We start from the raw sequence: 24166 nt of genomic DNA, 5'->3' as shown, positions 1-24166 counted from the left end.
GCCGGCGTCCGTGGGCACGGACAGCCAGCTCGGCATGGACGGCAACAGCGTCGTGTCGAGACGGATCGGGATCTCGTCCGGCCACGAAGCGGCGTAGTCGCCCGCCGCGACGGCGGAGCGGACGGAATGCGGCGCGTCATCAACCCGCTCCGCGAAGTCGAACAGCGCCTGACTGCGCGCAGCGCCCGCGGTCAACAGGCCGGCGGCCAACGTGAGGCCCACGAGAACCAGTCCTCGCGCCGCGCGGCACGACATCCGCGCCACCCGCACCGTGCATCCAACCGGTCCGTAACTCTTCATCGTCACGCTCCTCTGGAATGGTTTGTCGTCAGAGAGTACAGCAGGTACGTCTACGAGGGGATTATAACGCTTGTTTAGCCGAGCCTAGCGCGCATCTCGGCTAGCATCTCCTGTCCCGACCATGTGAGGCGTCCAAGCCGGTACTCGGGGAACTCTTGGCCGAGCGTGTCGAGTTCGTTGCCGGTAGCGAATCCGGCGTCGCGAAGAAGTCCGGCGTGGTAGTGGATCTGCGCCTCGGTGTAGTCGCAGATCTGCGGCGGACGTTCGGCCCGAACAGAGTCCTTGCTTTCGAGCCAGAGCAGGAGGCGGTAGAGCAGATGTTCGATTCTCTTCATGGCTAAGACGGTATCACAACCGCTTGACACGTCCCGCATATTCTGTTACTCTGTTAGCCACAGAAACGGAGGACGGACACAGTGACAGACCCACGCAACGCACCTGGCCGCTCAGACCGCGAAGGACTCTCGATCATCGAGTTCTTCCAGTTGTTCCCGAACAATCGCGCCGCCGAACAGTGGTTCGAGGCACGGCGCTGGCCGAACGGCATGTGCTGCCCTGACTGCGGCTCCTGCAACGTGGTCGAGACGAAGAACCGGAAGCCGCAGCCCTACCGCTGCCGCGACTGCCGGAGGCACTTCAACGTCCGCACCGGAACCGTCATGCAGGGATCGCGGATCGGCTATCAGAAGTGGCTGCTCGCCATGTACATGATGGTCACGGGGATCAGGGGCACGGCGGCCATGAAGGTCCACCGCGAGTTGAAGGTGAGCTACAAGACCGCGTGGTACCTCATGCAGCGCATCCGCGAGGGCTTCTTCGGCGAGGACGCCGAGAAGCTGTTCGGCACCGTCGAGGTAGACGAGATGTTCGTGGGCGGGAAGCAGGCCAACCGCCACGCGAAGGACCAGAAGCGCTACAGCGCCGAGGACACCTACGGCAAGCGGGTCGTGGTCGGCGCGGTGCAACGGGGCGGGAAGGTGGTCGCGAAGCCGATTGCAGGCACCGACGCGAACACTCTGACGCGCTTCGTCGAACGCAACGTCCGGCACGCCTCGCGGGTCTACACCGACGATCACGGCGGCTATACCGACCTGATGCAGTCGTACCTGCATCGGACCGTGAAGCACTCCGTAGGCGAGTACGTGAATGGCGTGAACGTCCACACGAACACCGTGGAGTCCTTGTGGTCCATGTTCAAGCGTGGCTTCGTCGGCACGTACCACAAGATGTCGCCGAAGCACCTCCGGCGCTACGTGGACGAGTTCGCGGGCCGGAAGAATCAGCGCGACCTGGACACGGTGGAGCAACTCGCCGAACTGTTCGATGGCTTCATCGGCAAGCGCCTCAAGTACCGCGACCTGATTGCGCCGAACGGCCTGCCGTCCGGCGCACGGTCTGGCCGGTGAGCGACCGGAACTGGGCGCATCAGACGGTCTGGACCGGAGACTGCCTCGACATCCTGCGGGGCATGAACTCCGGCTGCGTGGACTTGATCTACCTCGATCCACCGTTCAACTCGAACGCGAACTACGCCGCGCCCATCGGCTCCCAGGCGGCGGGCGCAGCGTTCAAGGACACCTGGAGCCTGTCGGACGTTGACGCGGAGTGGGTGAACCTCATCGAAGCGAAGCATCCGGCGCTGTACCGCGTCCTGCTCGCTGCGATGACGGACTCGGACAAGAGCTACCTCGCCTACATGGCGGCGCGTCTGCTCGAACTCCGGCGCGAGCTCGCGCCCACGGGCAGCATCTACCTGCACTGCGACCCGACGATGAGCCACTACCTCAAGCTGGTCATGGATGCGGTAGCACGGGATTTGCCGGGGGGGGGTTGGCGATTCAGAAACGAGATCGTCTGGCGCTACAAGAAGTTCCAGAAAGCCAAGATGAGCCACTTCGCTCGCAACTCGGATCGCTTGCTGTTCTATGCGAATCCGCACGCCGAGTTCAAGCCGGTCATGGAGAAGCTCAAGAAGCCGAAGCAGTATCTGCGCCGCGTCTGGGACAAAGAGACCAAGCGCCTAGTCAACGTGAAGGGCAGCGACGGACGTGTTCAGTACATGACCGTCCACGAAGCGAAGGTGGACGACGTGTGGGAGCTTCCGTACCTGATGCCCGCCTCCAAAGAACGGCTGGGATACCCCACCCAGAAGCCACTGAGGCTTCTCCGCTATGTCATCCAGGCCAGCACAGTGCAAGGCGCGACCGTCCTAGACCCGTTCTGCGGATGCGCCACGGCCTGCATCGCGGCGGAGTTCGAGGGCCGCGAGTGGGCCGGTATCGACATCTCGCCGAAGGCCGCCGAACTGGTCGCTCAGCGGATGCGGGACGAGGTGGGGCTGTTCTACGAGGGCGCGCACCGCACGGACATTCCGCTCCGAACGGACCTGGGCAAGCTGCCGCCGTACCGCTCGCACCGCCATGCGCTGTACGGCGAGCAGGAAGGCCACTGCGCGGGCTGCCGGACCCACTTCGAGCTACGTCACCTGGAAGTGGACCACATCATCTCGCGACGCAAGGGCGGTACCGATCACGCCGAGAATCTTCAACTGCTGTGCGGCTCCTGCAACCGCGTGAAGGGAGATCGGGGGATGGAATACCTGCGGGCGAAGCTCGCGCTATGAGGGAGAAACCGATGTCGAAGAAGAAGCCGAAGAAGAAGCCGGGGCGACCCACTCAGAACGTGATCCGGCTGCCAGCGAATAGCGTCGAAGAAGTCGCGGACCGAATCTTCGCGAACGCGAAGCCGCCCGATCCGTCGATCCGCGTTCACAACCGCCCCGACTGAGGGGAGCGGCGGCTAAACAGCGTTATAATCCCCAAGATGCCGGCCTACGTCGACACGGGCCTGAACCTGATCGACGTCCGCGACGTAGCGACGGGCCATCTGCTGGCCGCGGCGCACGGGCGGGTGGGTGAGAAGTACATCCTCGGCTGCCGCAACATGCCGCTGGCCGAACTGCTGCGTGCGCTGGCGGAGATCACGGGGCTCGAAGCTCCCCGTCTTCGGCTGCCGCACTGGCTGCCGCTCGGGGCGGCGGCTCTGGCGACCGGCTGGGCGCGCCTCTCCGGAGGCGAGCCGCGGGTTTCGCTCGAGAGCGCCCGGATGGCCCGCAAGCGGATGTTCTTCGACGCCGGGAAGGCGGTGAAGGAACTCGGCCTGCCACAGGCACCCGTGGAGCCGGCGCTCGAGCGGGCCGTGCGCTGGTTCGAGGACAACGGCTACGTGACACGGCGCGGTGCCGGCCGGCGGAGCGGCGGGGCCTCATGACGGCCGCCCACGATCGCTACCCGAGGGACGCGACCGTCTACCTGGCCGCGATGCGGTTCGAGGCGGCGGCGCTTCTGCGGTTACTGGAAGGCAAGCGGCGGATCCGGGATCCGCAGGACCTGCCGGTCGTCGCCGGTAGCCTGGGGGGACGGCCGGCGGTCATCGCAATCAGCGGCATCGGCGAACAGGCGGCGCGGAAGGCCGCCGAGACGTGCGTCCGGCTAGCCGGTCACGGTCGCTGCCGCCGCGTTGTATGGGTCGGCATCGCCGGCGGCCTGTCGCCGGATCTTCAGGTCGGCGATCTGATCGTCGCCCGCTCCGCCATCGCGCCGGACGGGCCGGCCGTCGACCTGGACGACGCGCTCGTCGCGGCCGCCACAACCCGGGGTTGCCGCGCGGTCGTCGTGGTCACGGCCCCGCGCGTCATCACCGGGGCCGGCGCCCGCGCCGCGCTCTGGCGCCGCGCCGGTTCTCCGAGCCCGGCCGCCGTGGACATGGAGAGCTGGCCGGCGGCGCGGGTGCTTCACGCCGCGGGGGTGCCGTTCGCCGTTCTGCGGGCCGTCAGCGATACGGCCGCAAAGGAGCTGCCAGGGTTCCTCCAGCGCGTCGACGCGCCGGACGCAGGCGAAACTGGTCGAGGCCGCATCCTTCGCGCGGCGATCATGCGCCCGGCGAACTGGGCCGCCCTGGCCGCCTTCCGCCTGCGAGCCGCTCGCTGTGTGCGGCGACTCGCGGCAGTAGCCGCCGCCCTGTCCCACCAACCGGCCCCGGCAATGTCCCAGAATGAGCAGTAGCGTGCCTCATTCCGTCCGCCGCCACCTCCGCGTCGCCATCGACGAGTACGACGCGACGATCCGGCAGTTCATTCCCGGCTACGAGGAGATGCTCCGGACCACCGCGCGGGAACTGGCGCCGGTTTCCTCGGGTCTGGTCCTTGATCTCGGGGCCGGCACCGGCGCGCTCGCGGAGGCGATCCTCGAGACGTCGCAGTCCGGGACGGTCGAGCTCGTCGACGTCGACGCCGAGATGCTCGAGCAGGCCAGAACCCGGCTGGCGCGATTCGGCGACCGCGCGCGCTTCACCGAGGCGTCCTTCCTCGAGCCGCTGCCCCGTTGCGACGGCGTGGCGGCGTCCCTGGCGCTCCACCACATCCCGGAACTCGACGCGAAGCGGGCGCTCTACCGACGAATCCACGACGCGCTCCAGCCGGGCGGCCTCTTCGTCAACGCCGACGCGACGATGCCGACCGAACCCGCCGCCCGCGAGGCCACCTGGCGCGGCTGGGCCGACCACCTGATGAGCCACGGCATCGACGAGCAGAAGGCGTTCGAACACTTCGAGGAATGGTCGGAGGAGGACACTTACTTTCCGCTCGAAGACGAGCTGGCGGCCGTTGCTGCCGCGGGGTTCGAGACCGAGTGCGTGTGGCTGGAGGTCGGGATTGCCGTGCTGGTGGGGCGCAAGGGCGGTGACGGCTGACGCCGGCGCACCCCTTCCGTGGCAGGATACGGGCAGGAGGATCTTCGGGCCATGCTCGACAAGCTCGAACAGATAGAGCAGACCTTCGACGAGCTGACGGCCAAGCTCGCCGATCCGGATGTGCTGGGGAATCCCGCCGTGTATCGCGACACGAGCCGGGCGCTGGCGGAGCTGAACCCGGTGGTCGAGCTCTTCCACCGGTACAAGAGGGCCCAGGAAGAACTCGATCAGACCGCGGAACTCCTCAGTGAACTCGACCGTGACGACGATCTGTTCGAGGTGGCGACCGAGGAGCAGCGCCTGCTGCAGGCGACCCTCGCGACGCTCGAGGAACGGGTGAAGGAGGAGTTGGCGCCCAAGGATCCGAACGAGAAGCGCAACGCCGTCCTGGAGATTCGCGCGGGAACCGGCGGCGACGAGGCGACCCTGTTCGCCGCGGAACTCTTCCGGATGTACAGCCGTTTCGCCGATGCGAACGGCTGGAAGGTCGACATCCTCGACCTCTCCGAGTCCGGCATTCGCGGCATCAAGGACGTGTCCGCGATCGTCGAGGGCCAGGGGGCGTTCGCCACCCTGCGCTACGAGGCCGGCGTCCACCGCGTGCAGCGGGTGCCGGAGACCGAGGCCTCGGGCCGCATTCACACGTCGGCGGTCACGGTCGCCGTGCTGCCCGAAGCGGAGGACATCGAGATCGCGGTCGATCCTTCGGACTTGCGCGTGGACACCTACTGTGCATCCGGTCCCGGCGGCCAGGGCGTCAACACGACCTACTCCGCGGTGCGGTTGACGCATCAGCCGACGGGCCTGGTCGTCACCTGCCAGGACGAACGAAGCCAGATCAAGAACAAGGCGAAGGCGATGCGGGTTCTGAAGAGCCGCCTGCTCGAGATCGAACAGGCCCGGGCCGAGTCCGAGATGTCGGAGGAGCGGCGGCGGATGGTCGGCAGCGGCGACCGTTCCGAGAAGATCCGGACCTACAACTTCCCGCAGAACCGGGTCACCGACCACCGCGTCGGGCTGTCGGTCCACAAGCTGCCCTCCATTCTCGAAGGCGACCTCGATCCGCTGATCGTTCCGCTGCACCAGCACTTCGAAGCGGAGCGGCTGCAGCAGTCGGTCGGCAGCGCGAGCTGAGGAAGCCGCCAGCCCGGTGCCGGAAGGCCGTGGGCCTCTGCGAGGGGCCGCTCGAATCGTCGATCTGCTCGACCTGGGTCGGGATCACCTGAGCGGTTCGGTCGAACTGCCGCGCCGCGAGGCGGCGCTGCTGCTCGGGGAGGTCCTGGGTCTCGAAGAGGCGGAGATTTATGCGCGCTCGGACGAGGACGTGCCCGAACCCGCCGGCGTGAGCTACGGACAGTTGATCCGGCGCCGGGCGGACCGGGTGCCGATGGCCTACCTCCTGGGCCGCCGCGAGTTCTACGGCCGCGGCTTCGAAGTCGATCCGCGGGTGCTGATTCCGCGGCCGGAGACGGAGCACCTGGTGGAGGTGGCCCTCGACTGCACGGGCGCCGACACCCGGGTGCTCGACCTGGGGACGGGATCCGGCTGTATCGCAGTCACTGTGGCACTGGAGCGCCCGGACGCCTCGGTGGTCGCGACGGACCTCTCGCTCGGCGCGCTCGCGGTGGCGGCAGCGAACTGCCGCAGGCACGGCGTGGACGGCCGGGTGTGTCTCGTCCAAGCCGACCTTCTCTCGGCTCTCCGCCTGCGGCCCTTCGACGTGGTCGTCTCGAACCCGCCCTACATCGACACCGGCGAATGGCACACCCTGATGCCGGAGATCCGGGACCACGAGCCGCCGGAGGCCCTGTTCGCCGGCGACGGACTCGACTTCTTCCGTCGCCTCTTTGGGGCCGGGAGCCGGTTCGCTGCCGGTCAGCGGCTGCTGCTGGAGATTGGGAAGGGGCAGCTCGACGGCGTGCTGGAGCTGGCGAGGGAGGGCGGCTTCGTCGTGGAGGGGGTCGTGGCGGACCTGGCGGGCATTGCCCGGGTGATGCGTCTGCGGCGGGATTGACGACGCGCGGCTCCCCCGCCGCGGACTGGCGGACGATCTCGCGGAGCACGACATTCGCTTCGTCTCCATAACCGACGAAGAGGAAGGAACCGTCGCGCCTTTCCTGGAGACGAACCCGATCTCGGGCCTGGTCGCCCTCGAGCTCGACCGGTCGGTGTTCCGGCCGGAAGAACATCCGGGAGCTGGACACGCTCGACCAGATGGTGGTCATCGCCCGAGGCTTGATCGGCAAGCGGATGCGCTACGACGAGTTGACCGGCTGAAAGCCGAGCACTCCCGGCAGGCTGACGCGCTGTGCGGAGACGGTCACGAGGGGGCCGGTTCCACCCGCCTTGACAAGGCTTCACGATGCGCTAGCTTGGCCGGTCGAAGGGTGATGGCCCCAAGCCACAACGCCCGACGGCGGCAACGCCGTGGCCCGCCTTGGCCGATGGAAGCGACTGTCGATATGAAGCCCAAGAGGGGGCCGTCTGGTCCGGCGGGCTGCCGAGTGCTGGCGACGGCCCATCACATAGGTTCCGTCACGGGTCTCGAAGCAGGCCCGCCGCCCGTTTTTCTGATCGGCAGGGTTGCTGAGTCAGCACCCAGATAGTACGTCCGGCAGCCGGTTGCAACACCGGAGTCGGACAACAACAGGAGATCGCACATGATCACACGCAGAGTTGCCCCCATCCTCCTCGCCCTGGGTCTGTTGGCCACCTCTGGCTATGCCCAGAGGCACCCACACTCGATTGTCCGCACCATCACGACGGACTACGACTACGAGTTCGACACCTACAACCAGATCGACATCTACGAGTTCACCACGGCGGACGACACGTCTCAGGTCCTCGTGGACCTCTACTGGAACGTGAACGCCGTCTACTTCGTAGACCTGAGTGTCCGCTGCTACAGCGAGTTTTCCGGCGAATACGTGACATGGGCTCGATCGTCAGGTAGCGGACACCTGACGGGCATCAGAGCCCTCGTTGTCCCGAATTTGGATTGCCGTGTCGTCATGTACTTCGCCTCGGGGGAGAGCCGCAGGTTCTCATATCGGATGAACCTGCGGGAGGCCTCGTGGACCAAGCCCTCGCTGAGGAGATCTTCCGACTCTGTGTCTAACATGGATGAGACGGAGTGGGGCTGGTTCCGCGAAGCAGCCGCGGCAGGAGCGAGAGTGGTGCAGCCTGATGAACCGGCCGATCCGAGGGAGGAATGGTGAAGAGGCTGACGACTCGCTAGGCTTGGGTCAAGTCAGGGCCCCGGAGGAGATTGCCCGCAAGCTGTTCTCCCAGGCCAAGCCGCCCGACCCGTCCATACGCCAGCAGAAGAAGCACGGCTCCTAGAACCGGCCACGAGCCGGGCGACGGGCCGTGGCAATTCTCGTATGTAGTCTCCCCCCGCCGCGGGAATGTAGAATCGGGCTTTCCGGTTATCGTTTCGTATGGCCGCGTCAGCCACGATCGCCTTGACGCTGCCGCTGCTCGTGCTGGCAGCCGAGGACGATCCGCGCATTCGCCTGGTCGAATTACAGTCCGACGGGCAGCAGCAGGCCGCGCTCGAGGAGACCAGGCGGCTTCGCGGCGAGCAGCCGGACCTCGGGGCCGCCTACGGCATGTGCTACCTGGAGGGGACGCTGCTGGAGGAACTCGGGCGGCTCGAAGACGCCTCCGAGGCCTACGCCACCTGCCTGACCGAAACCCCGGCGCTCGAACCCTGGGCCCGCTACCGGCTGGCGGTCGCCCAGACCCGGCTCGGCGCCCCGGAGATCGCCGCCGGCGTCACCGCGACGCTGCTCGGCGGCCGTCCGCCCCGGGTGCTCGTGCGGCCGGCCGCCGAACTGCTCGCGTCGAGCCTCGACCGGGGCGGCGACTGCCGGCTCCTCGCCGGAATCCCCGTATCCCGCATGCCGGCATCCGAACGCCGTCTGCTGACCCTGAGCCGCGCCAAGTGCCGGCTCGCCGCGGGCGTGCAGGACGAAGGGGTCGTCGAGCTGGTCGCCCTGCTCGAGGAGCGGTCGAACGACCTCGTCGCCTTCGAGGCGGCCGAACGCCTGCACTGGCTCCGACCGGAACTCGAGAATCCCGACGAAGTGCTGCTGCTCGGGACGACCTTCCACGAACACCGCGCGTTCGACCGCTCCAACCAACTGCTGGGACAGATCGTGATCGACCTGGAGGTGCGCTCGAACTCCGACTTCGACGTCCACTACCGGTGGGCGCGAAGCCACTTCTGGCAGGGGCGTCTCGAAGATGCGGCCCGGCACTACGAAGTGCTGGCCAGCAACGTGAGCTCGGCCAGCCGTTCGGCCCAGGCGCTCTACCAGAAGGCCCGGTCCGAAGAGCTGTTCAGCGACTGGCCGGCCGCCTCGAACACCTTCCGGCGCGCCTATCTGGCCCAACCCCAGGGCAACTTCGCGGCGGCGGCCCTGCTCGGCGCGATGCGCCTCGACTGGCGCCGCGGACTCGAGGACGAGGCACTCGAGCTATACCCCGTGCTGCTCCAGATTCGAAGCGACCGCGCCGTGGTCGCGCGCGGCAGCCTGTTCCTCGCCGTTTCGGACATCGTCCAGGGCCGCCTCGACCGAGCCGGGGACTGGCTGGCCGACGCCGCGGCCACGAGCCGGAGCGTCGCGCTCGAGGTGCGCTACTGGCAGGGCCGGCTGCTCGAAGCCCGCGGCGGCCTGGACCGCGCGATCGAGCACTACGCCGACGTGCTCGCGGCAGATCCCTTCCACCCCCTGGCGGAGGCGGCCGCGAAGCGCCTGAAGGCGCCGCCGCTCGCGGTTCATGCCCAGCGCATCGCCGGCGAGATGGCGCGTTCCCAGAACCCCGCGTCGCTCTACCGGGCCTGGCTGCTCTACGACCGGCGCGGCGACAACGCGGAGGCCGCCCGGCAGACGCTCCAGGGGCGGCTGGCGTCCGATTCGGCCATCCGCTCCTTCCTGACACTGCAGGGCGTGCCGGCCGAGAGCTGGCCTCTCTGGAACCAGTCGCTCTCCGATCCACAGGAGCTGATGCTGGCGCTCGGCCTTTGGGGCGACGCGGTCGAGGTCGTGAACCGGCACTTCCCCGTCGCCAGTCCGCGCCTCGCCCTGACCGCGGCCGAGGGTCTCGCCGGGACCAGGCCCCGCCGCGCGCTCCTGATTGCCGAGATCCTGGCTCAGCGGGCGCCTGGCCGCCTCCCCGAGCCGCTCCACCCGCTGACCCTCCGCAAGGCGCTCTACCCGAGGGCCTACGGCGAGCTGATCGACTCCGCCGCCGCCCGGCGTGGCCTCGACCCCTTCCTGATGGCGGCGGTCATGCGCCAGGAGAGCCGATTCGACCACCAGGCGGTCTCCGCGGCCTCGGCGCGCGGCCTGATGCAGTTCGTCTATCCGACCGCCGCGCGGCTGGCGGCGAGTTCCGGCACGCCGCTGCGATCGCCCCGCGACCTGGAGGACCCCGCCCTCGCGATCGAACTCGGCGCCGCGTATCTGGCCGAGCTGGGCGCCCTGTTCGGCAACGAGCCGCACATGATGGTCGCCGCCTACAACGCCGGCGAACCGGTGGCCGGCCTCTGGCGCCGCTACTGCTACACCGACGGCGCCGACGAGTACTTCACCAAGGTCGGCTTCAGCGAGACCCGGAACTACGTGGAGCAGGTGCTCCACAACGTGGCCCAGTACCACGACCTCTACGACCAGACGGGCTGAGCCCGCCGTGAACTCGCCCAAGCCGGCGGCGGGCCGGCTGCGGATCGTGGCCACGCCGATCGGCAACCTGGCCGATCTCTCCCCACGCGCCCGCGACGCCCTGCTCTCGGCCGACCTCGTCGCCTGCGAGGACACCCGACGCACCGGGCGGCTGTACCAGAACCTCGGCGCCGCCGGCGCGAGAGCCCGGCCGCCGCTCCTTCCGCTCCACGACCACAACGAGGACCGGCAGATCGGCCGCGTGCTGCAAACACTCGAGGAAGGCGGCGCGGTGACCCTGGTCTCGGACGCGGGCACCCCGCTCGTCTCGGACCCCGGCTACCGCCTGGTGCGGGCCGCCGTGCGGCAGGGTCTCGCGGTCGAGGCGCTGCCGGGCCCCTCGGCCATCCTGACCGCCCTCGTGGTCTCCGGTCTGCCGCCCTACCCGTTCACGTTCCTCGGCTTCCCGCCGCGGAAGAAGGGGCGGCGGCGGCGCTTCTTCGACTCCCACGCCGAGGTCCCGCACACGCTCGTGTTCTTCGAGTCGCCCCGGCGCGCGGCGGCCTCGCTGGCCGACGCCGCCGACGCCTTCGGCCCCGACCGCGACGCGGCCCTGGCCCGCGAGTTGACCAAGCTCCACGAGGAGGTGCTGCGCGGTCGGCTCGGGGAACTCGCCGCCGCGATCGGAGAACGTCCCGGCCTCCGCGGCGAGGTGACGGCCGTGGTCGGCGGGTCCGACCGGCGCTCCTGACGGCGCGTCGCGCTACTGTTCAGGCTCGACCCAGCCTTCCGGCAGGGTCGGGCTGGCGCTGGCGGGCGGACACTGAGAAGCAGGACGCCCCCCATACGTCGGCACGTCCGGCTGCCCCAGCGCGACCAGGCTCTCGAACAACCCCTGGCACTTGGGATAGGGCTCGAAGTACTTGGCCGGGATCTGCCCGTCCTGGTCCCATGCGTCGTTGAGCAGCAGAGCCGTTCCCCAGTAGCAGCGCCAGGCGTTGCGACGCGCACCCCGCGGGATCATGCAGACCACGGCGGACTCCGGATAGTCCCCCTCGTAGCCCGGAACGACGTCCTGGGCCAAACCGGTTCGCACTGCCCACATCGCCTCCGTGTCGCTGTGCACAGCAAACAGGATCGACTGACGCTCCGTCGTCACCGCCAGTTCCAACCTCCAGAGGCCGTCTCGCTCGCGGATGTTGACGAGGGCCTCCGTCTCCTGCTGGTCTTCCAGCCAGTACAGGACTCCCTGGTCCGACGACCAGGCCGCCGGGTTCGCGAACTTCCCCATCGACTCGTCCTTCCATGCGACCCGGAACTGCGCGTTCTGCAGGTAGTCCTGGGCAACGAGAGCGGAACCGACGAACGCCAGTGCCAGTGTGACCGCGGCGACCAGGGGGAGTCGCTTCATGGGGATCTTCCTTTTCTGATGGATGAGTTGCAGGTCAGCTTGAGCGGTGGGGCGGCGAGTGTAGTGCAAGAAGCAGCGGTCAGCGAAACCAGCCGGATGTAGACTCGCGAGCCGGGCGAGATCCGGCCGGTTGGCTGCCCCTCGACGAGACCCCACCAGGTCTTGCCCTCCGAACTGGAGAGCGGGGGAGCGGCATGAACAGGGACCAGATCGTCGAGGCATTCAGACACCCGAAGCCCAGCGACGGCATCGTCGAACTCCAGCGGCGCATCGCGGAGACGATGACCGCGGCGGTCGTCGAGGTCGCCGGCAGCCTGCCGGACTGCGACGAACGCGACGCCTTCATCGACTTCTGCCGACGCGCCCAGTGGGCGGCCAACACGGCAGCCCTGAGGCCGGACGTGAGCGCATCGACCGATCCGGCCGAAGCGCCCGGGGCCGACGTCCCCGCCGGCCCGGAACGCTCCGTTTCCGAGGACGGCGTCGTCCGTCTCGCGCTGGCCGGCGCGTTCCACCGCGCGACCGAAGAGCGGCCCGACTTCGAAACCCGGCTCGACACGCCGCCCGGGACCTACCGGCGGGTCATCTTCCGTTTCCGTGTGCATCACGGCGGCTGGAACCGCGTCCCGTCCCGCAACCAGAACCTGTTCTGGTTCGCCCGCAACCGGCACGTCGACCTGTTCGGCTTCGGTGTCGCCCGGGGGCCGGGCGGTCCGCCGCAGGTCTTCTTCCGCAGCGACTGGGGCGTCAAGCACACGAGCAAGCAGCGGGTGGTTGAGCGGTACCTGATGCAGGCCGGCGAGACCTACGACGTCCGCTTCGACTTCGACGCCGCCGGAGGGCGGATCGTCCTCGCGCTGGCCGACTCGAGCGGCGTCGAGGTGATGCGCGCCATCGGCAAGCCGAACATCGACGAGATCCCGTTCAACGCCGGCCAGCAGGTGGCTGTCGGCTTCGGCTTCCGCGGCGACTACGACAACGAGCCCGCGCAGCCGGGCTGGGTGTGGTCTGACCTTGTGGTGGAGTTGGAGCCTGCGGGGGGTTGAGGAAGGTGCCGGCCTGCGGCCGGCACGGGTTTCTGGCCGCCTGCGGCGGCAGCGGACCGGAAGGTCCGCGCACCCAGAGAACCACCCCGATCTCGCGAACTTCTGTGCATGCGGTTGACATGACGCCGCTGCGTCTTGCGGTCGCCGCTTCGCGGCGGCGGGTTTCTGGCCGCCCTCGGCGGCGAGCGGACCAGAAGGTCCGCGCACCCAGAGAACGTGCGTGGGATTCTGCGAAATGCCCTGCTGCAGTTGGGATCGGCCCGCAGCGGCGTCATGTCATCCGCATGTACAGAAGTGGGCCGCACCGGAGCCGCTCTCTGGGTGCGCGGACCTTCTGGTCCGCTTCCGGGCGACACAGCCGCCGGCCAACGGCCGGCGACCTTCTCACCACGGACCGCCCTCAGCTAAGGGCCCGCTCGATCCAGCAGCCGCCGAGGATCTGGGTACCGCGATAGAACACCGCCGCCTGGCCGGGGGCGACGCCGGCCTGGGGTTCGGCGAAGCGGACTTTGCAGCCGCCGGAGCCGCCGTCCGCGGCCGGCAAGCTCTCGACCGTCGCCGCGACGCCGGGGTGCCGCGAGCGGATCCGCACGTCGACCTCGACCGCCGAGTCCACCGCGGCACCGGAGATCCAGTGCAGGCCGCGCCCGATCAGGCCCGGCGCCAGCAGTTCGTCGCGGCTGCCGACGACGATCCGGTTGTCTTCCGGCTGCACGTCGAGCACGTACAGCCGGCGCCCGGCGGCGACGCCCAGGCCCCGCCTCTGCCCCACGGTGTACCGGTAGTAGGGCGCTCCGGCGCCCAGTTCCTCGCCGTCGCTCGCGCTGACCCGTGCCGGCCGCCGGGACAGGTCGGGTCGCTCGCTCTCGACGAACTCCCGCACGCCCCGGTCGACGAAGCAGATCTCCATGCTCTCGCCCTTCTCCGCCACCGCCAGCCCGGCCTCACGGGCCAGCTCGCGCACCTCGGCCTTCGTCAGCTCTCCGAGCGGGAAGACGGCACGCGCCAGTTGCTCCTGGTTCAGCTCGAACAGGAAGTAGCTCTGGTCCTTCGACTCGTCGACCGCCCGGTGCAGCTCGTAGCGCCCGTCCGCCCCGCGCCGGATGCGCGCGTAGTGGCCCGTGGCGATCCGACCGGCGCCCAGCCGGCGCGCCCGCTCCCAGAAGGCCTCGAACTTGATCTCCGTGTTGCAGGAGATGCACGGGCTCGGCGTTTGGCCGCCGACGTAGCCGTCCACGAAGGGGTCGACCACGTGCCGGCGAAACTCCCCGTCCATCCTCAGCGTGTAGTGCGGCAGGCCGAGCTGCTCCGCCACCCGGCGCGCATCGCCGAGGTCGAGCGAGCCGCAGCAGCGGCCGTGCCGGACCTGCTGCGACCGATCCCAGAGCAGCATCGACAGGCCGACCACCGGCGTCCCCCGGCGTTCGAGCAGCAACGCGGCCACCGAGGAATCCAGCCCCCCGCTCATCGCCACCGCGGTCAGGGGCGCGGGCACGGCACTCCTGCCCGTCCGTGCCGCTGTCTGGGCCAGGGCGGTCATCCGGCCACCGCCTGGGCCACAGGCTCCGCGCAGAGGGACCGGAGCGCCTCCACTTCGGCCGCCAGCACCGGCAGAAAACGCGCGAGCTCCGCCTCGTCATTCGTCGTGCCCAGACTGATCCGGATCGACGCCAGGGCCTCGGCCGCCGGCACGCCCATCGCCAGCAGCGTCCTGCTCGGCTCGACGACGCCCGAAGCGCACGCGGCGCCGGTCGAGACCGCAAAGCCGGCCAGGTCGAGCCGAACGACCAGTTCCTCGCCGATCAGACCTGGAAAGGCCACATGTGCCACATGGGGCAGACGCGGCGACGACGCGCAGTGCAGGCGAGCGTCCGGGATACCGGCAAGGCCCGCCTCCAGTCCGTCGCGCAGCTCGCCCAGGCGCTCGATGCGCTCGTCAAGTTCCTCTGACGCCAGCGCCGCGCAGGCTCCGAAGCCGACCAGTGCGGCGACATTCTCCGTACCGGCCCGCCGCCGCCGCTCCTGCCCGCCGCCGAGGATCAGCGGCTCGAATGCGGCGCCCTCGCGGATCCGGAGCGCCGCCGCGCCCACCGGCCCGTTGAACTTGTGCGCCGCGACGACGACGTAGTCCGCTCCCAGGGCACCGGCATCGATGGCCAGCTTGCCCGCCGCCTGGACCGCGTCGCAGAGAAGCGGCACACCCCGTTCGCGGCACGCTGCCGCCGCCGCCGCCACCGGCTGCACCGTACCCAGTTCGTTGTTCGCCAGCATCAGGCACACCAGCCGGGTGTCCCGCCGGAGCGCCGCCACGATCGAATCTGCGGAGACGACTCCGTCCGCGCCCGGGCGGAGCCGCGTCACCTCGACGCCGAGTCCCTCCAGCCGGTCTGCCGCCGCCTGAATCGACGGATGCTCCAGCTCCGAGATCACCAGGTGGCCGTCGCCCTCGCCGGCGAACGCCGACAGCAGAACCGCGTTGTTCGCCTCTGTCCCCGACGCGGTGAAGACGACCTCCGGCGGCTGCCCGCCCACGAGTTCCGCCACCTGCTCCCGCGCCAACTCCACCGCGGCACGCGCCGTCCGCCCGAAGGAATGAACCGACGACGGATTGCCGTGGAGCCCCCCGACCCAGGGCTCCATCGCTTCCGCCACCCGCGGATCGAGCGGGGTGGTCGCGTTGTGGTCGAGGTAGACGGGAGCGGGCATGGTCGTGGAGATTGTACGTTCGAAGGCGGTGTTGAATGTGCCGGCCTGCGGCCGGTGCGTTTGTGCTGCACGGGTGCCAAAGGTGCCGGCCTGCGGCCGGCGCGTGTTTCTGGCCGCCTTCGGCGGCAAGCGGACCAGAAGGTCCGCGCACCCAGAGAACGTGCGTAGCTTCTGCGAGATGCCCTGCTGCAGTTGGGTTGAGCACGCAGCGGCGACATGTCATCCGCATGTAGAGAAGCACGCCGCACCCGGGTCGCTCTCTGGGTGCGCGGACCTTCTGGTCCGCACGCCCGCAGCGACACCATGTCATCCGCATGTAGAGAAGCACGCCCCACCGGGGCCGTGCTCTGGGTGCGCGGACCTTCTGGTCCGCTATGGGGCGGAGCCGCGAAGCGGCGCAGCCCCAGGAACACAGCCGCCGGCCAACGGCCGGCGACCTTCCGCCACTGCGGACACAACACCGCCGCGAAGCGGCGAGCCCGAACCTACTCCCCCACCAACTCCCCTACACGCAAGCGGGCCGACGACCACGGCCACTGATCGGCCCTCCGGCACAGTCCTGCCGTAACGGGGTTGTTCCAGATGTACCGCCGAACGGCCTCGTAGTGGCGACGGTCGCGGATGTAGCGGTCGTAGTAGTCCTCCATCCAGAATCTCCCTTTTCGGCCCAGGATCAGATTGGCGCGGCGAGCTGAAACGGACTTCCACGTCTGGACGATTCGCCGAAGCGAAGCCCGGTGAGGCTCGATCAGCCCGTGGACGTGGTTGGGCATGATGCACCAGTCAATCAGTCGGTAGCGATCGCCGTCGCCGTACAGGAGCGTGTCCTGCACAAGGCCGGCGATCCGCGGGTGGCGCAAGTGGCAGGCGCCGTGACCGGCGTCCTCGAAACGGCCGATCAGCCGGTCGAGATTCGCTGCCCGGACCTGGTCACCGGGATCGCCGGTTTGCCTGGCCTCCTCTCGCCATCGCTCCAGCAGATGGTTCGGCACACTGTCGGCAAGGCGGAAGCCGATGCTTTGGAGACGCTGCGGATCGTCCAGGTGAGGGTGGTAGCCGCGGGAGTACCAACCGAGAGGTTCGTCTTCGTTCGGGCTTGCGTTCTGAATGACCATTACTCGCCGAGGGTGTTTCGCGCTGTTACCAGACGATTGTCGTGACCCTCCAAGGGATAAGTACGGGCGGGATCGGCGGGGTGTCCAGGGGTCCGTTCGGACGGCACGGGCTCGCCGCTTCGCGGCATCGCGCTTGATGCGGACCAGAAGGTCCGCGCACCCAGAGAACCACCCCGGTGCGGCTAGCTTCTCTACAAGCAGATGACATGACACCGCTGCGGGCTCATCCCAACTGCAGCACAGCACCCCGCAGAACCCACGTCCGCTCTCTGGGTGCGCGGACCTTCTGGTCCGCTAGCCGCCGAAGGCGGCCAGAAACACAGCCGCCGCGAAGCGGCGACCGCAACGCCGCAACGGCGTCATGTCATCTGCTTGTAGAGAACTCCGCCACACCCCACGCCCACTCTCTGGGTGCGCGGACCTTCCGGTCCGCTTGCCGCCGAAGGCGGCCAGACAAACAGCCGCCGCGAAGCGGCGACCGCAACGCCGCAACGGCGCCAGGTCATCTGCTTGTAGAGAACTCCGCCACACCCCACGCCCGCTCTCTGGGTGCGCGGACCTTCCGGTCCGCTTGCCGCCGGAGGCGGCCAGAACACAGCCGCCGCGAAGCGGCGACCGCAACGGCGTCATGTCATCTGCTTGTAGAGAACTCCGCCACACCCCACGCCCACTCTCTGGGTGCGCGGACCTTCCGGTCCGCTTGCCGCCGAAGGCGGCCAGACAAACAGCCGCCGCGAAGCGGCGACCGCAACGCCGCAACGGCGCCAGGTCATCTGCTTGTAGAGAACTCCGCCACACCCCACACCCGCTCTCTGGGTGCGCGGACCTTCTGGTCCGCTTGCCGCCGAAGGCGGCCAGACAAGCAGCGCCGGCCGAAGGCCGGCACCTTCGCCGCCGCATCCACAGACGGACTTCGTCGCACCGTGGTTCTCTGCCGCAGTTGACCTCGCGTGGGGCGGCGATGCGGACCAGAAGGTCCGCGCACCCAGAGAACCACCCCGGTGCGGCCAGCTTCTCTACAAGCGGATGACATGACGACAAACAGCGCCGGCCGAAGGCCGGCACCTTCCCCCACCGCACCTCGCCCTCCGCCCACACGGTACGCTTGACCGTTGATGACAGCCGCCCGCAGAGCCTGGATTCCGGCCCTTGCAGCGCTCCTCTTCTTCGCCTTCACGACCCCGGTGGCCGCGCAGGAGGAGAGGAAGGAGACCCGCAAGGAGAGGCGGGAGCGCCGGGCGGCGCTGGAAGCGGCCGAAGAGGCGCTGCCGCTCGAGTTCAAGAAGTTCCTCGACGACGTCCACTACCTGATCTCGGAGACGGAGCGTGAGGCGTTCCTCACGGTCACCCAGGACTACCAGCGCCGGGCCTGGATCGAACGGTTCTGGCGCGTGCGGGACTCCTACCCGGACACGCCGCGCAACGAGTTTCGGGCGCGCTGGGAGGAGCGCCTGCTCTACGTCGAGCAGGAGTTCGAAGGCCCGCGATCGGACCGCGCGTGGATGTTCCTGCTCAACGGGGAGCCCGACGGGCGGCTCCAGTTCCAGTGCACGATGGTCACCTGGCCGATCGAGATCTGGTTCTACCGGCACAGCGACCAGGTCGGCCACGAGTTCTTCCTGCTGTTCTACCGCCGCGCCAACCGGCCCACCTACGAACTCTGGCACCCCTCCGACGGCCTCGACCGGCTGCTGGACTTCGGCGTCAACGCGCAGACGGTGGCCGGCGAGATCCAAAGCTGCAAGGACGGCGATGTCGCGGCGTCCGCGATCAACTGGCTGCTGCGTTCGAACGGCATGGAGTTCGGCATGCTGATGGCGCGCCTGATCGAACCGCCGGAGGCGCCCTCCGCGGAGTGGACGCTCACCTTCGAGGCTTACACGACGGACGTGCCGGAGGACGCCGAGCCCCTGGACGCCAGCCTCGAGGTCCGCTACCCGGCGCGCTACCAGGCGCGGACCGTCGTCGAAGCCCTGGTCGAGATCGACCCGTCCTCCGCCCGCCCCGACACGGTGGGCGGGCAGTCGAGCTACAACTTCTTCCTCACCGGGGAGGTCCTGCGCGAGGACGCGCTGTTCGAGAACTTCCGCTACAAGTTCGACCTGCCGCTGGGCAGCGCCGCGAGCATCGACGGCGCGCCAATCCTGCTCTCCTTCGAACGGCGGCTGCGCCCGGGCGACTACCGCCTCGTGCTCAAGATCGAGGACCTGAACGGCGCCCGCTTCGCCCGCCTGGAGCAGCCCCTCGAGGTGCCGACCCTCGAGGCGCCCGCCGCCCGCCAGCTCGACCCGGCGGTGCAGAAGATCATCGACCAGGCGGAGGCCGTGCTCTCGAGCGAGGTGCCCACCGTGCAGCTTCTCGAACCGCCGGGCGAACTCCAGACCGGCCTGGTGCGCTTCGACACCCTGGCGACCGGCGACATCGCCGAGATGCGCTTCTGGCTCGACGGCAATCAGGTTGCCCGCAAGCGCCGCGCTCCGTTCTCGGTCGAGCTCGATCTCGGCTCGGTACCCAGGGTCCACGTCCTGCGCGCCACCGCCCACGACGAGGACGGCGCCGAAGTCGCCTCCGACGAGATCTCCATGAACTCCGGCCGCAACCGCTTCGCCCTCCGTTTCGCGGAACCGCGAGAGGGCGTCAAGTACGAAGGCGAAGTCCAGGTCGAAATCGACCTCGCCGTCCCCGACGGAAGCCTGGTCGAGCGCCTGGAGCTCTTCCTCAACGACGAGCCGGTCGCCACCCTCTACCAGGAGCCCTTCAGCCAGCGGGTCGAACTTCCGCCCGGCGACGAGATCACCTACCTGCGCGCCGCCGCCTTTCTCGTCGACGGCAACTCCACCGACGCCGTCGTCTACGTCAACGCACCGGACTACCTAGAGATCCTCGACATCCAGTACGTCGAGCTCTACGCGACCGCGCTGCACCGATCGGGCCGGCCCTACGAGGACCTCCGCGCCGACCAGGTCACGATCCTCGAGGACGGCGCGCCGCAGGAGATCCTGCGCTTCCAGCGGGTCACCGACCTGCCGGTCCACGTCCAGGTGATGCTCGACGTCTCGGCCTCCATGGTCGACCGCCTGGGCACCGCCCGCGAGGCCGCGCTCGGCCTGTTCCAGAGCGCGATCACCCCCCGCGACCGCGCGGCCCTCGTCACCTTCAACGACCACCCCTACCTCGCCTCCGACTTCACCAACGACACGGCCAAACTCGCCGGGTCGCTCGCCGGCCTCAAGGCCGAACGCGGCACCGCCCTCTACGACGCGCTCGTCTTCGGCCTCTACTACCTGAACGGGATCAAGGGACAGCGGGCCCTGCTGCTGCTCTCCGACGGCAAGGACGAGAGCAGCCGCTTCAGCTTCGACCAGACCCTCGAGTACGCCCAACGCTCCGGGGTCGCGATCTACGCGATCGGCCTGGGCCGCCAGGTCGGCGCCGCCAGACGGGCGCTCTCACGCCTCGCCACGCAGACCGGCGGCCGCTCCTTCTTCATCGGCAGCGTCGGCGAACTCGCCGGCGTCTACGACCAGATCCTCGGCGAGCTACGCTCCCGCTACCTGATCACCTACCAGTCGACGAACACCAGCGGCGACCGCCGCTTCCGCGAGATCGAGGTCGACGCCAGGGCACCGGGGGTGTCAATCCGCGCGCTCAAGGGGTACTACCCGTGAGGTGGTGGGTTGAGCCCGCAGCCGGCGAAGGTCGCCGGCCTTCGGCCGGCGGCCGTGTTGTCCGGAAAGCGGACCAGAAGGTCCGCGCACCCAGAGCACGGCCGTGCCCGCCGGGACACTCTCTACTGCAAGCCAACTGCTCGTAGTGACGCCATGACGGTTGCAGAACAGAGGCACGCTTCCGCCGGAGTCGTTCTCTGGGTGCGCGGACCTTCTGGTCCGCTGCCGCCGAAGGCGGCCAGAAACACGACGCCGCGAAGCGGTGACCGCTGGGAGGCGGCCAGAAACACGCGCCGGCCGCAGGCCGGCACCTTCGCCACAGCGTGCGCGGCTCTCCTCACCCTCCTCGCCACCGCCGCCCAGGCCCAGGACGTCGCGACCGCCGCCCTCGACCGCCGGCATGCGGACTTCCTCGACACCGCCGACGCGATCCTCACCGACACGGAGCGGCGCGTCTTCGGCGAACTCCGGCACGGCTACCAGCGCGACGCCTTCATCAAGCGCTTCTGGAGCGTCCGCGACCCCTATCCCGAGACGCCGCAGAACGAGTTCCGGGAGCGCTTCGATCGCATGCGGGAGCTGGCCGACGAGCGCTTCGGCGGCGCCCGGGGCGCCCGTTTCGAGGCGCTGCTCCTGCACGGGGAGCCGCAGCGCGCGTTCACCACGACCTGCCGGCTGCTCCGCACGCTCCACATCTGGCACTACTCGCACAGCCCGGTCGTGCGCGGCGAGTTCTACCTCGTCTTCCTGCGACATGCCGGCGACTACCGGTTGTGGACGGTCGCGGACGGGCTCTCCGGCCTCCTCGTCTTCACCGGCCCGACGATCGACCGCGACTCCCGGATCGAGGAGATCAGCCGGGAGTGCGCGCGCGGCGGCGACGTGCTGACCGCGCTGGCGCTGGCGCTCGACTGGGAGGCGATGGGCGGCGAACCCGAGCCCGGACGGGCCAACGACGAATGGGCGCTCGCCTTCCTCGACCGCAGCACGGAGGCGCCCGCCGGCGCGACGCAACTGCCGGCCGAGATCGCGATGCGCTACCCGGGCCGCCGCGGCAGCCGCACCGTCGTCCAGGCGATCGTCGGCATCGACCCGGCCCGCCTGCCCGAGGCCGAGGACGGCCGCCGGCGCTTCCTGCTCGACGGCGAGGTGCTGCGCCAGGGCGAGCTGTTCGAGAACTTCCGCTACCGCTTCGAGCCGCGGACCCGTTCGCCGGCCACAGGCGGCGGAGCGATTCCCCTGGTCATGCAGCGTTACCTGCGACCCGGCGCGTACCGCCTCGTGGTCAAGGTGCGCGACCAGGACAGCGGCAGCTACTTCGCCGCTAACGCCGACATCGACGTGCCGCTCGTCCCGCGGAGGGACGCGGAACCGAGCCAAATCGAGGCCAGTGACGATCCGGCTCGCCCGGGCCGCTCCGCGGCTGCGCGCCCGGTGCCGGCCAGAAGGCCGGCGCACCCAGTGTCTGCCGCTCCGGGCGTACCCGACTGGCTCGCGGAGGCGAACGCCGCCGCACCCGTCGACACCGAGTCGGACGAGCACACCGTCCGCATCCTGCCGCTGCCCGAGCGGCTCCTCGTCGGCCGGGTCCGGATCGGCGCCGACGCCGAGGGGGCGGACATCCACCGGATCGCCTTCTCCCTGAATGACCGGGAGCTGATCAGCAAGCGACGGCCGCCTTACCAGGTGGAGATCGACCTCGGGCCGGCGCCGCGCATCCACACGCTGCAGGCGAACGCCTACGACCCGCAGGGAAGCGTGCTGGCAAGCGACGAAGTGCTGCTCAACTCGGGGCCCCACCGCTTCACCGTCCGTCTGACCTCGCCCCAACGCGGAGCTAACCACACGCGGAGCGTGCGGGCGGTCGCCGAGGTCGAGGCGCCGCGTCACGAGCGGCTGGACCGGGTCGAGTTCTTCCTCAACGACACCCGCACGGCGACCCTCTACCAGCCGCCCTTCGAGCAGCCGATCCGGATCGATCCGGGCGAGCCCCTGTCCTACGTGCGCGTGGTGGCCCACCTGGCGACCGGCGCCTGGGCGGAGGACCTCGTCTTCGTCAACTCCCGCGACCGGGTCGAGTACGTCGACGTCGCCCTGATCGAGCTCTACGTCTCGGTCACCGACCGCTCCGGCGCGCCCCTGACCGGCCTGGCCGAGAGCGACTTCCAGGTCTTCGTCGACGGCGATGCGCAGCCCCTCCAGCGTTTCGACCAGGCCGCGAACCTGCCCGTCCACGCGGGCATCCTCTTCGACACCTCGACCTCCATGGTCGACCGCATCGACGCCGCCGAAGAGGCGGCCCTCCACTTCTTCGAGCTCGTCCTCGGCCCGCAGGACCGCGCCTGCCTGATCACCTTCAACGACCGGCCCGAGCTCGCCGTCGGCTTCACCGGCTCCAGGGAGACCCTGGCCGGCGGCCTGGCGGACCTGACCACCGAAGGCGAGACCGCCCTCTACGACAGCGTGCTCTACGCCCTCTACTACTTCGGCGGCCTGCGCGGCAAGCGGGCGCTGATCCTGCTCACCGACGGCGGCGACTCCAGCAGCGAGCACCGCTTCGACGACGTGCTCGACTTCGCCCGGCGCAGCCAGGTGGCGATCTACAGCATCGGCATCGACATCGACCAGCGCGAACTCCTCGTCCGGGGCCGGCTACAGCAGCTCTGCAACGAGACCGGCGGCCGGTGCTTCTTCATCACTGGAGCATCCGAGCTGAAGCGCGTCTACGAGCGGATCGAGACCGAGGTCCGCTCCCAGTACCTGCTCGCCTTCGAGTCTCCCGAGGGCGACCCCGACGCCTTCCGCAAGGTCGACGTGAAGCTCGCCAACCCCCGACCCCAGGGCCGCCGCGGCGTCAAGGTCCAGACGATCCCGGGCTACTTCCAGTGAGCGGGGCGGCCCAGGTCGTCCTCGCCTCCGGATCCCCCCGCCGCCGCGAACTCCTCGAGTCCCTCGACCTCGACTTCACAGTCCGCCCCGCCGCCGTCGACGAAACGCCCAACCCCGGCGAACGCCCCCGCGACCTGGTGCGGAGGCTGGCGCGGGAGAAGGCCGAGGCCCAGGCCGAAGACGGCGAATGGGTGCTCGCCGCCGACACGATCGTCGTCGAGAACGGCGACGTCCTCGGCAAGCCCAAGGACCGCGACCAGGCCAGGGAGATGCTCCAGCGCCTCCAGGGCCGCTGGCACCTGGTCCTCACCGGCGTCGCCCTCAAGCCCCCCAAGGGCGACACCCTGCACGCCGTCGAGAGCACGCGCGTCCTGTTCGCCGAACTGACCTCCGAGCAGATCGACTGGTACGCCGACACCGGCGAACCCGACGACAAGGCCGGCGCCTACGCCGTCCAGGGCCTTGGAAGCCTGTTCGTCCTGGAGATCGATGGCAACTACAGCAACGTCGTGGGATTGCCGCTGCCGACGGTGCGGCAGTTGTTCGAGGGGGCGGGGAGTGATGTCAGGGCGTTTCGGCGGTAGTATCTCCACACCTGAGGGGGTGTTCTCTT

General features: G+C 69.2%; 20 protein-coding genes. 15 read left to right on the top strand and 5 right to left on the bottom strand.

The window, feature by feature from the left end; all coding sequences use genetic code 11:
- Positions 1-374: 374 nt before the first annotated feature.
- Positions 375-635, bottom strand: coding sequence for a DUF2513 domain-containing protein (locus tag OXG83_17080; protein ID MCY3966736.1), 261 nt, complete (start codon positions 633-635; stop codon positions 375-377).
- Between the two features lie 81 nt (positions 636-716).
- Between OXG83_17080 and OXG83_17075 the strand changes: the two genes are divergently transcribed.
- The 11 genes from OXG83_17075 (at position 717) to rsmI (ending at position 11469) form a co-directional block, all read left to right on the top strand.
- A complete protein-coding gene (locus OXG83_17075; GenBank protein MCY3966735.1) occupies positions 717-1706 on the top strand; it encodes an IS1595 family transposase in 990 nt (329 codons plus the stop codon).
- Positions 1703-2923, top strand: a complete 1221-nt coding sequence (locus OXG83_17070) for a DNA methyltransferase (GenBank protein ID MCY3966734.1) — start codon at positions 1703-1705, stop codon at positions 2921-2923. The genes OXG83_17075 and OXG83_17070 overlap by 4 nt, the downstream gene beginning before the upstream one ends.
- A gap of 11 nt (positions 2924-2934) precedes the next feature.
- Complete coding sequence (locus tag OXG83_17065; protein ID MCY3966733.1) at positions 2935-3087, top strand: hypothetical protein; 153 nt, start codon at positions 2935-2937, stop codon at positions 3085-3087.
- A gap of 36 nt (positions 3088-3123) precedes the next feature.
- Positions 3124-3570, top strand: coding sequence for a hypothetical protein (locus OXG83_17060; GenBank protein ID MCY3966732.1), 447 nt, complete (start codon positions 3124-3126; stop codon positions 3568-3570).
- On the top strand, positions 3567-4364 hold the full coding sequence (locus tag OXG83_17055) for a hypothetical protein (protein MCY3966731.1): 798 nt from the start codon (positions 3567-3569) through the stop codon (positions 4362-4364). The genes OXG83_17060 and OXG83_17055 overlap by 4 nt, the downstream gene beginning before the upstream one ends.
- A 1-nt stretch (position 4365) precedes the next feature.
- Positions 4366-5049 carry a methyltransferase domain-containing protein gene (locus OXG83_17050; protein MCY3966730.1) on the top strand — a complete coding sequence of 228 codons (684 nt, stop codon included), beginning with the start codon at positions 4366-4368 and terminating at the stop codon, positions 5047-5049.
- A 51-nt stretch (positions 5050-5100) separates the two neighbouring features.
- Entirely contained in the window at positions 5101-6183 is a 1083-nt protein-coding gene (prfA, locus tag OXG83_17045) for a peptide chain release factor 1 (GenBank protein MCY3966729.1), read from the top strand.
- Between the two features lie 16 nt (positions 6184-6199).
- Complete coding sequence (prmC, locus tag OXG83_17040) at positions 6200-7063, top strand: peptide chain release factor N(5)-glutamine methyltransferase (GenBank protein MCY3966728.1); 864 nt, start codon at positions 6200-6202, stop codon at positions 7061-7063.
- 646 nt (positions 7064-7709) lie between these two features.
- A complete protein-coding gene (locus OXG83_17035; protein ID MCY3966727.1) occupies positions 7710-8267 on the top strand; it encodes a hypothetical protein in 558 nt (185 codons plus the stop codon).
- A 222-nt stretch (positions 8268-8489) separates the two neighbouring features.
- Positions 8490-10739, top strand: coding sequence for a transglycosylase SLT domain-containing protein (locus OXG83_17030; protein MCY3966726.1), 2250 nt, complete (start codon positions 8490-8492; stop codon positions 10737-10739).
- A gap of 7 nt (positions 10740-10746) precedes the next feature.
- Positions 10747-11469, top strand: coding sequence for a 16S rRNA (cytidine(1402)-2'-O)-methyltransferase (gene rsmI / locus OXG83_17025; protein ID MCY3966725.1), 723 nt, complete (start codon positions 10747-10749; stop codon positions 11467-11469).
- Between the two features lie 12 nt (positions 11470-11481).
- Here rsmI and OXG83_17020 read toward each other — a convergent pair whose 3' ends face one another.
- Positions 11482-12129 carry a hypothetical protein gene (locus tag OXG83_17020; GenBank protein MCY3966724.1) on the bottom strand — a complete coding sequence of 216 codons (648 nt, stop codon included), beginning with the start codon at positions 12127-12129 and terminating at the stop codon, positions 11482-11484.
- Positions 12130-12323: 194 nt separating this feature from the next.
- Between OXG83_17020 and OXG83_17015 the strand changes: the two genes are divergently transcribed.
- Complete coding sequence (locus OXG83_17015; GenBank protein MCY3966723.1) at positions 12324-13175, top strand: hypothetical protein; 852 nt, start codon at positions 12324-12326, stop codon at positions 13173-13175.
- Between the two features lie 400 nt (positions 13176-13575).
- Here the strand turns inward: OXG83_17015 and mnmA are convergent, their stop codons facing one another.
- The 3 genes from mnmA to OXG83_17000 form a co-directional block, all read right to left on the bottom strand.
- Positions 13576-14643 (bottom strand): tRNA 2-thiouridine(34) synthase MnmA, encoded by a 1068-nt coding sequence (mnmA, locus tag OXG83_17010; protein ID MCY3966722.1) that lies wholly within the window; start codon positions 14641-14643, stop codon positions 13576-13578.
- A 68-nt stretch (positions 14644-14711) separates the two neighbouring features.
- Positions 14712-15881, bottom strand: coding sequence for a cysteine desulfurase family protein (locus tag OXG83_17005; protein ID MCY3966721.1), 1170 nt, complete (start codon positions 15879-15881; stop codon positions 14712-14714).
- A gap of 485 nt (positions 15882-16366) precedes the next feature.
- Entirely contained in the window at positions 16367-16996 is a 630-nt protein-coding gene (locus OXG83_17000) for a transposase (GenBank protein MCY3966720.1), read from the bottom strand.
- Between the two features lie 1115 nt (positions 16997-18111).
- Between OXG83_17000 and OXG83_16995 the strand changes: the two genes are divergently transcribed.
- From OXG83_16995 to OXG83_16985, 3 genes are all read left to right on the top strand, one after another.
- On the top strand, positions 18112-20664 hold the full coding sequence (locus OXG83_16995) for a VWA domain-containing protein (GenBank protein ID MCY3966719.1): 2553 nt from the start codon (positions 18112-18114) through the stop codon (positions 20662-20664).
- A 153-nt stretch (positions 20665-20817) separates the two neighbouring features.
- Complete coding sequence (locus tag OXG83_16990; GenBank protein MCY3966718.1) at positions 20818-23553, top strand: VWA domain-containing protein; 2736 nt, start codon at positions 20818-20820, stop codon at positions 23551-23553.
- Positions 23550-24137, top strand: coding sequence for a Maf family protein (locus OXG83_16985; protein ID MCY3966717.1), 588 nt, complete (start codon positions 23550-23552; stop codon positions 24135-24137). The genes OXG83_16990 and OXG83_16985 overlap by 4 nt, the downstream gene beginning before the upstream one ends.
- The last annotated feature ends 29 nt before the right edge of the window (positions 24138-24166 follow it).

The sequence above is a fragment of the Acidobacteriota bacterium genome, assembly GCA_026707545.1.
In the GTDB taxonomy this organism is placed as follows: Bacteria; Acidobacteriota; Thermoanaerobaculia; order Multivoradales; family Multivoraceae; genus Multivorans.
The sequence above is the reverse complement of the archived record's forward strand: the minus strand, read 5'-3'. Positions and strand labels throughout refer to the sequence as shown.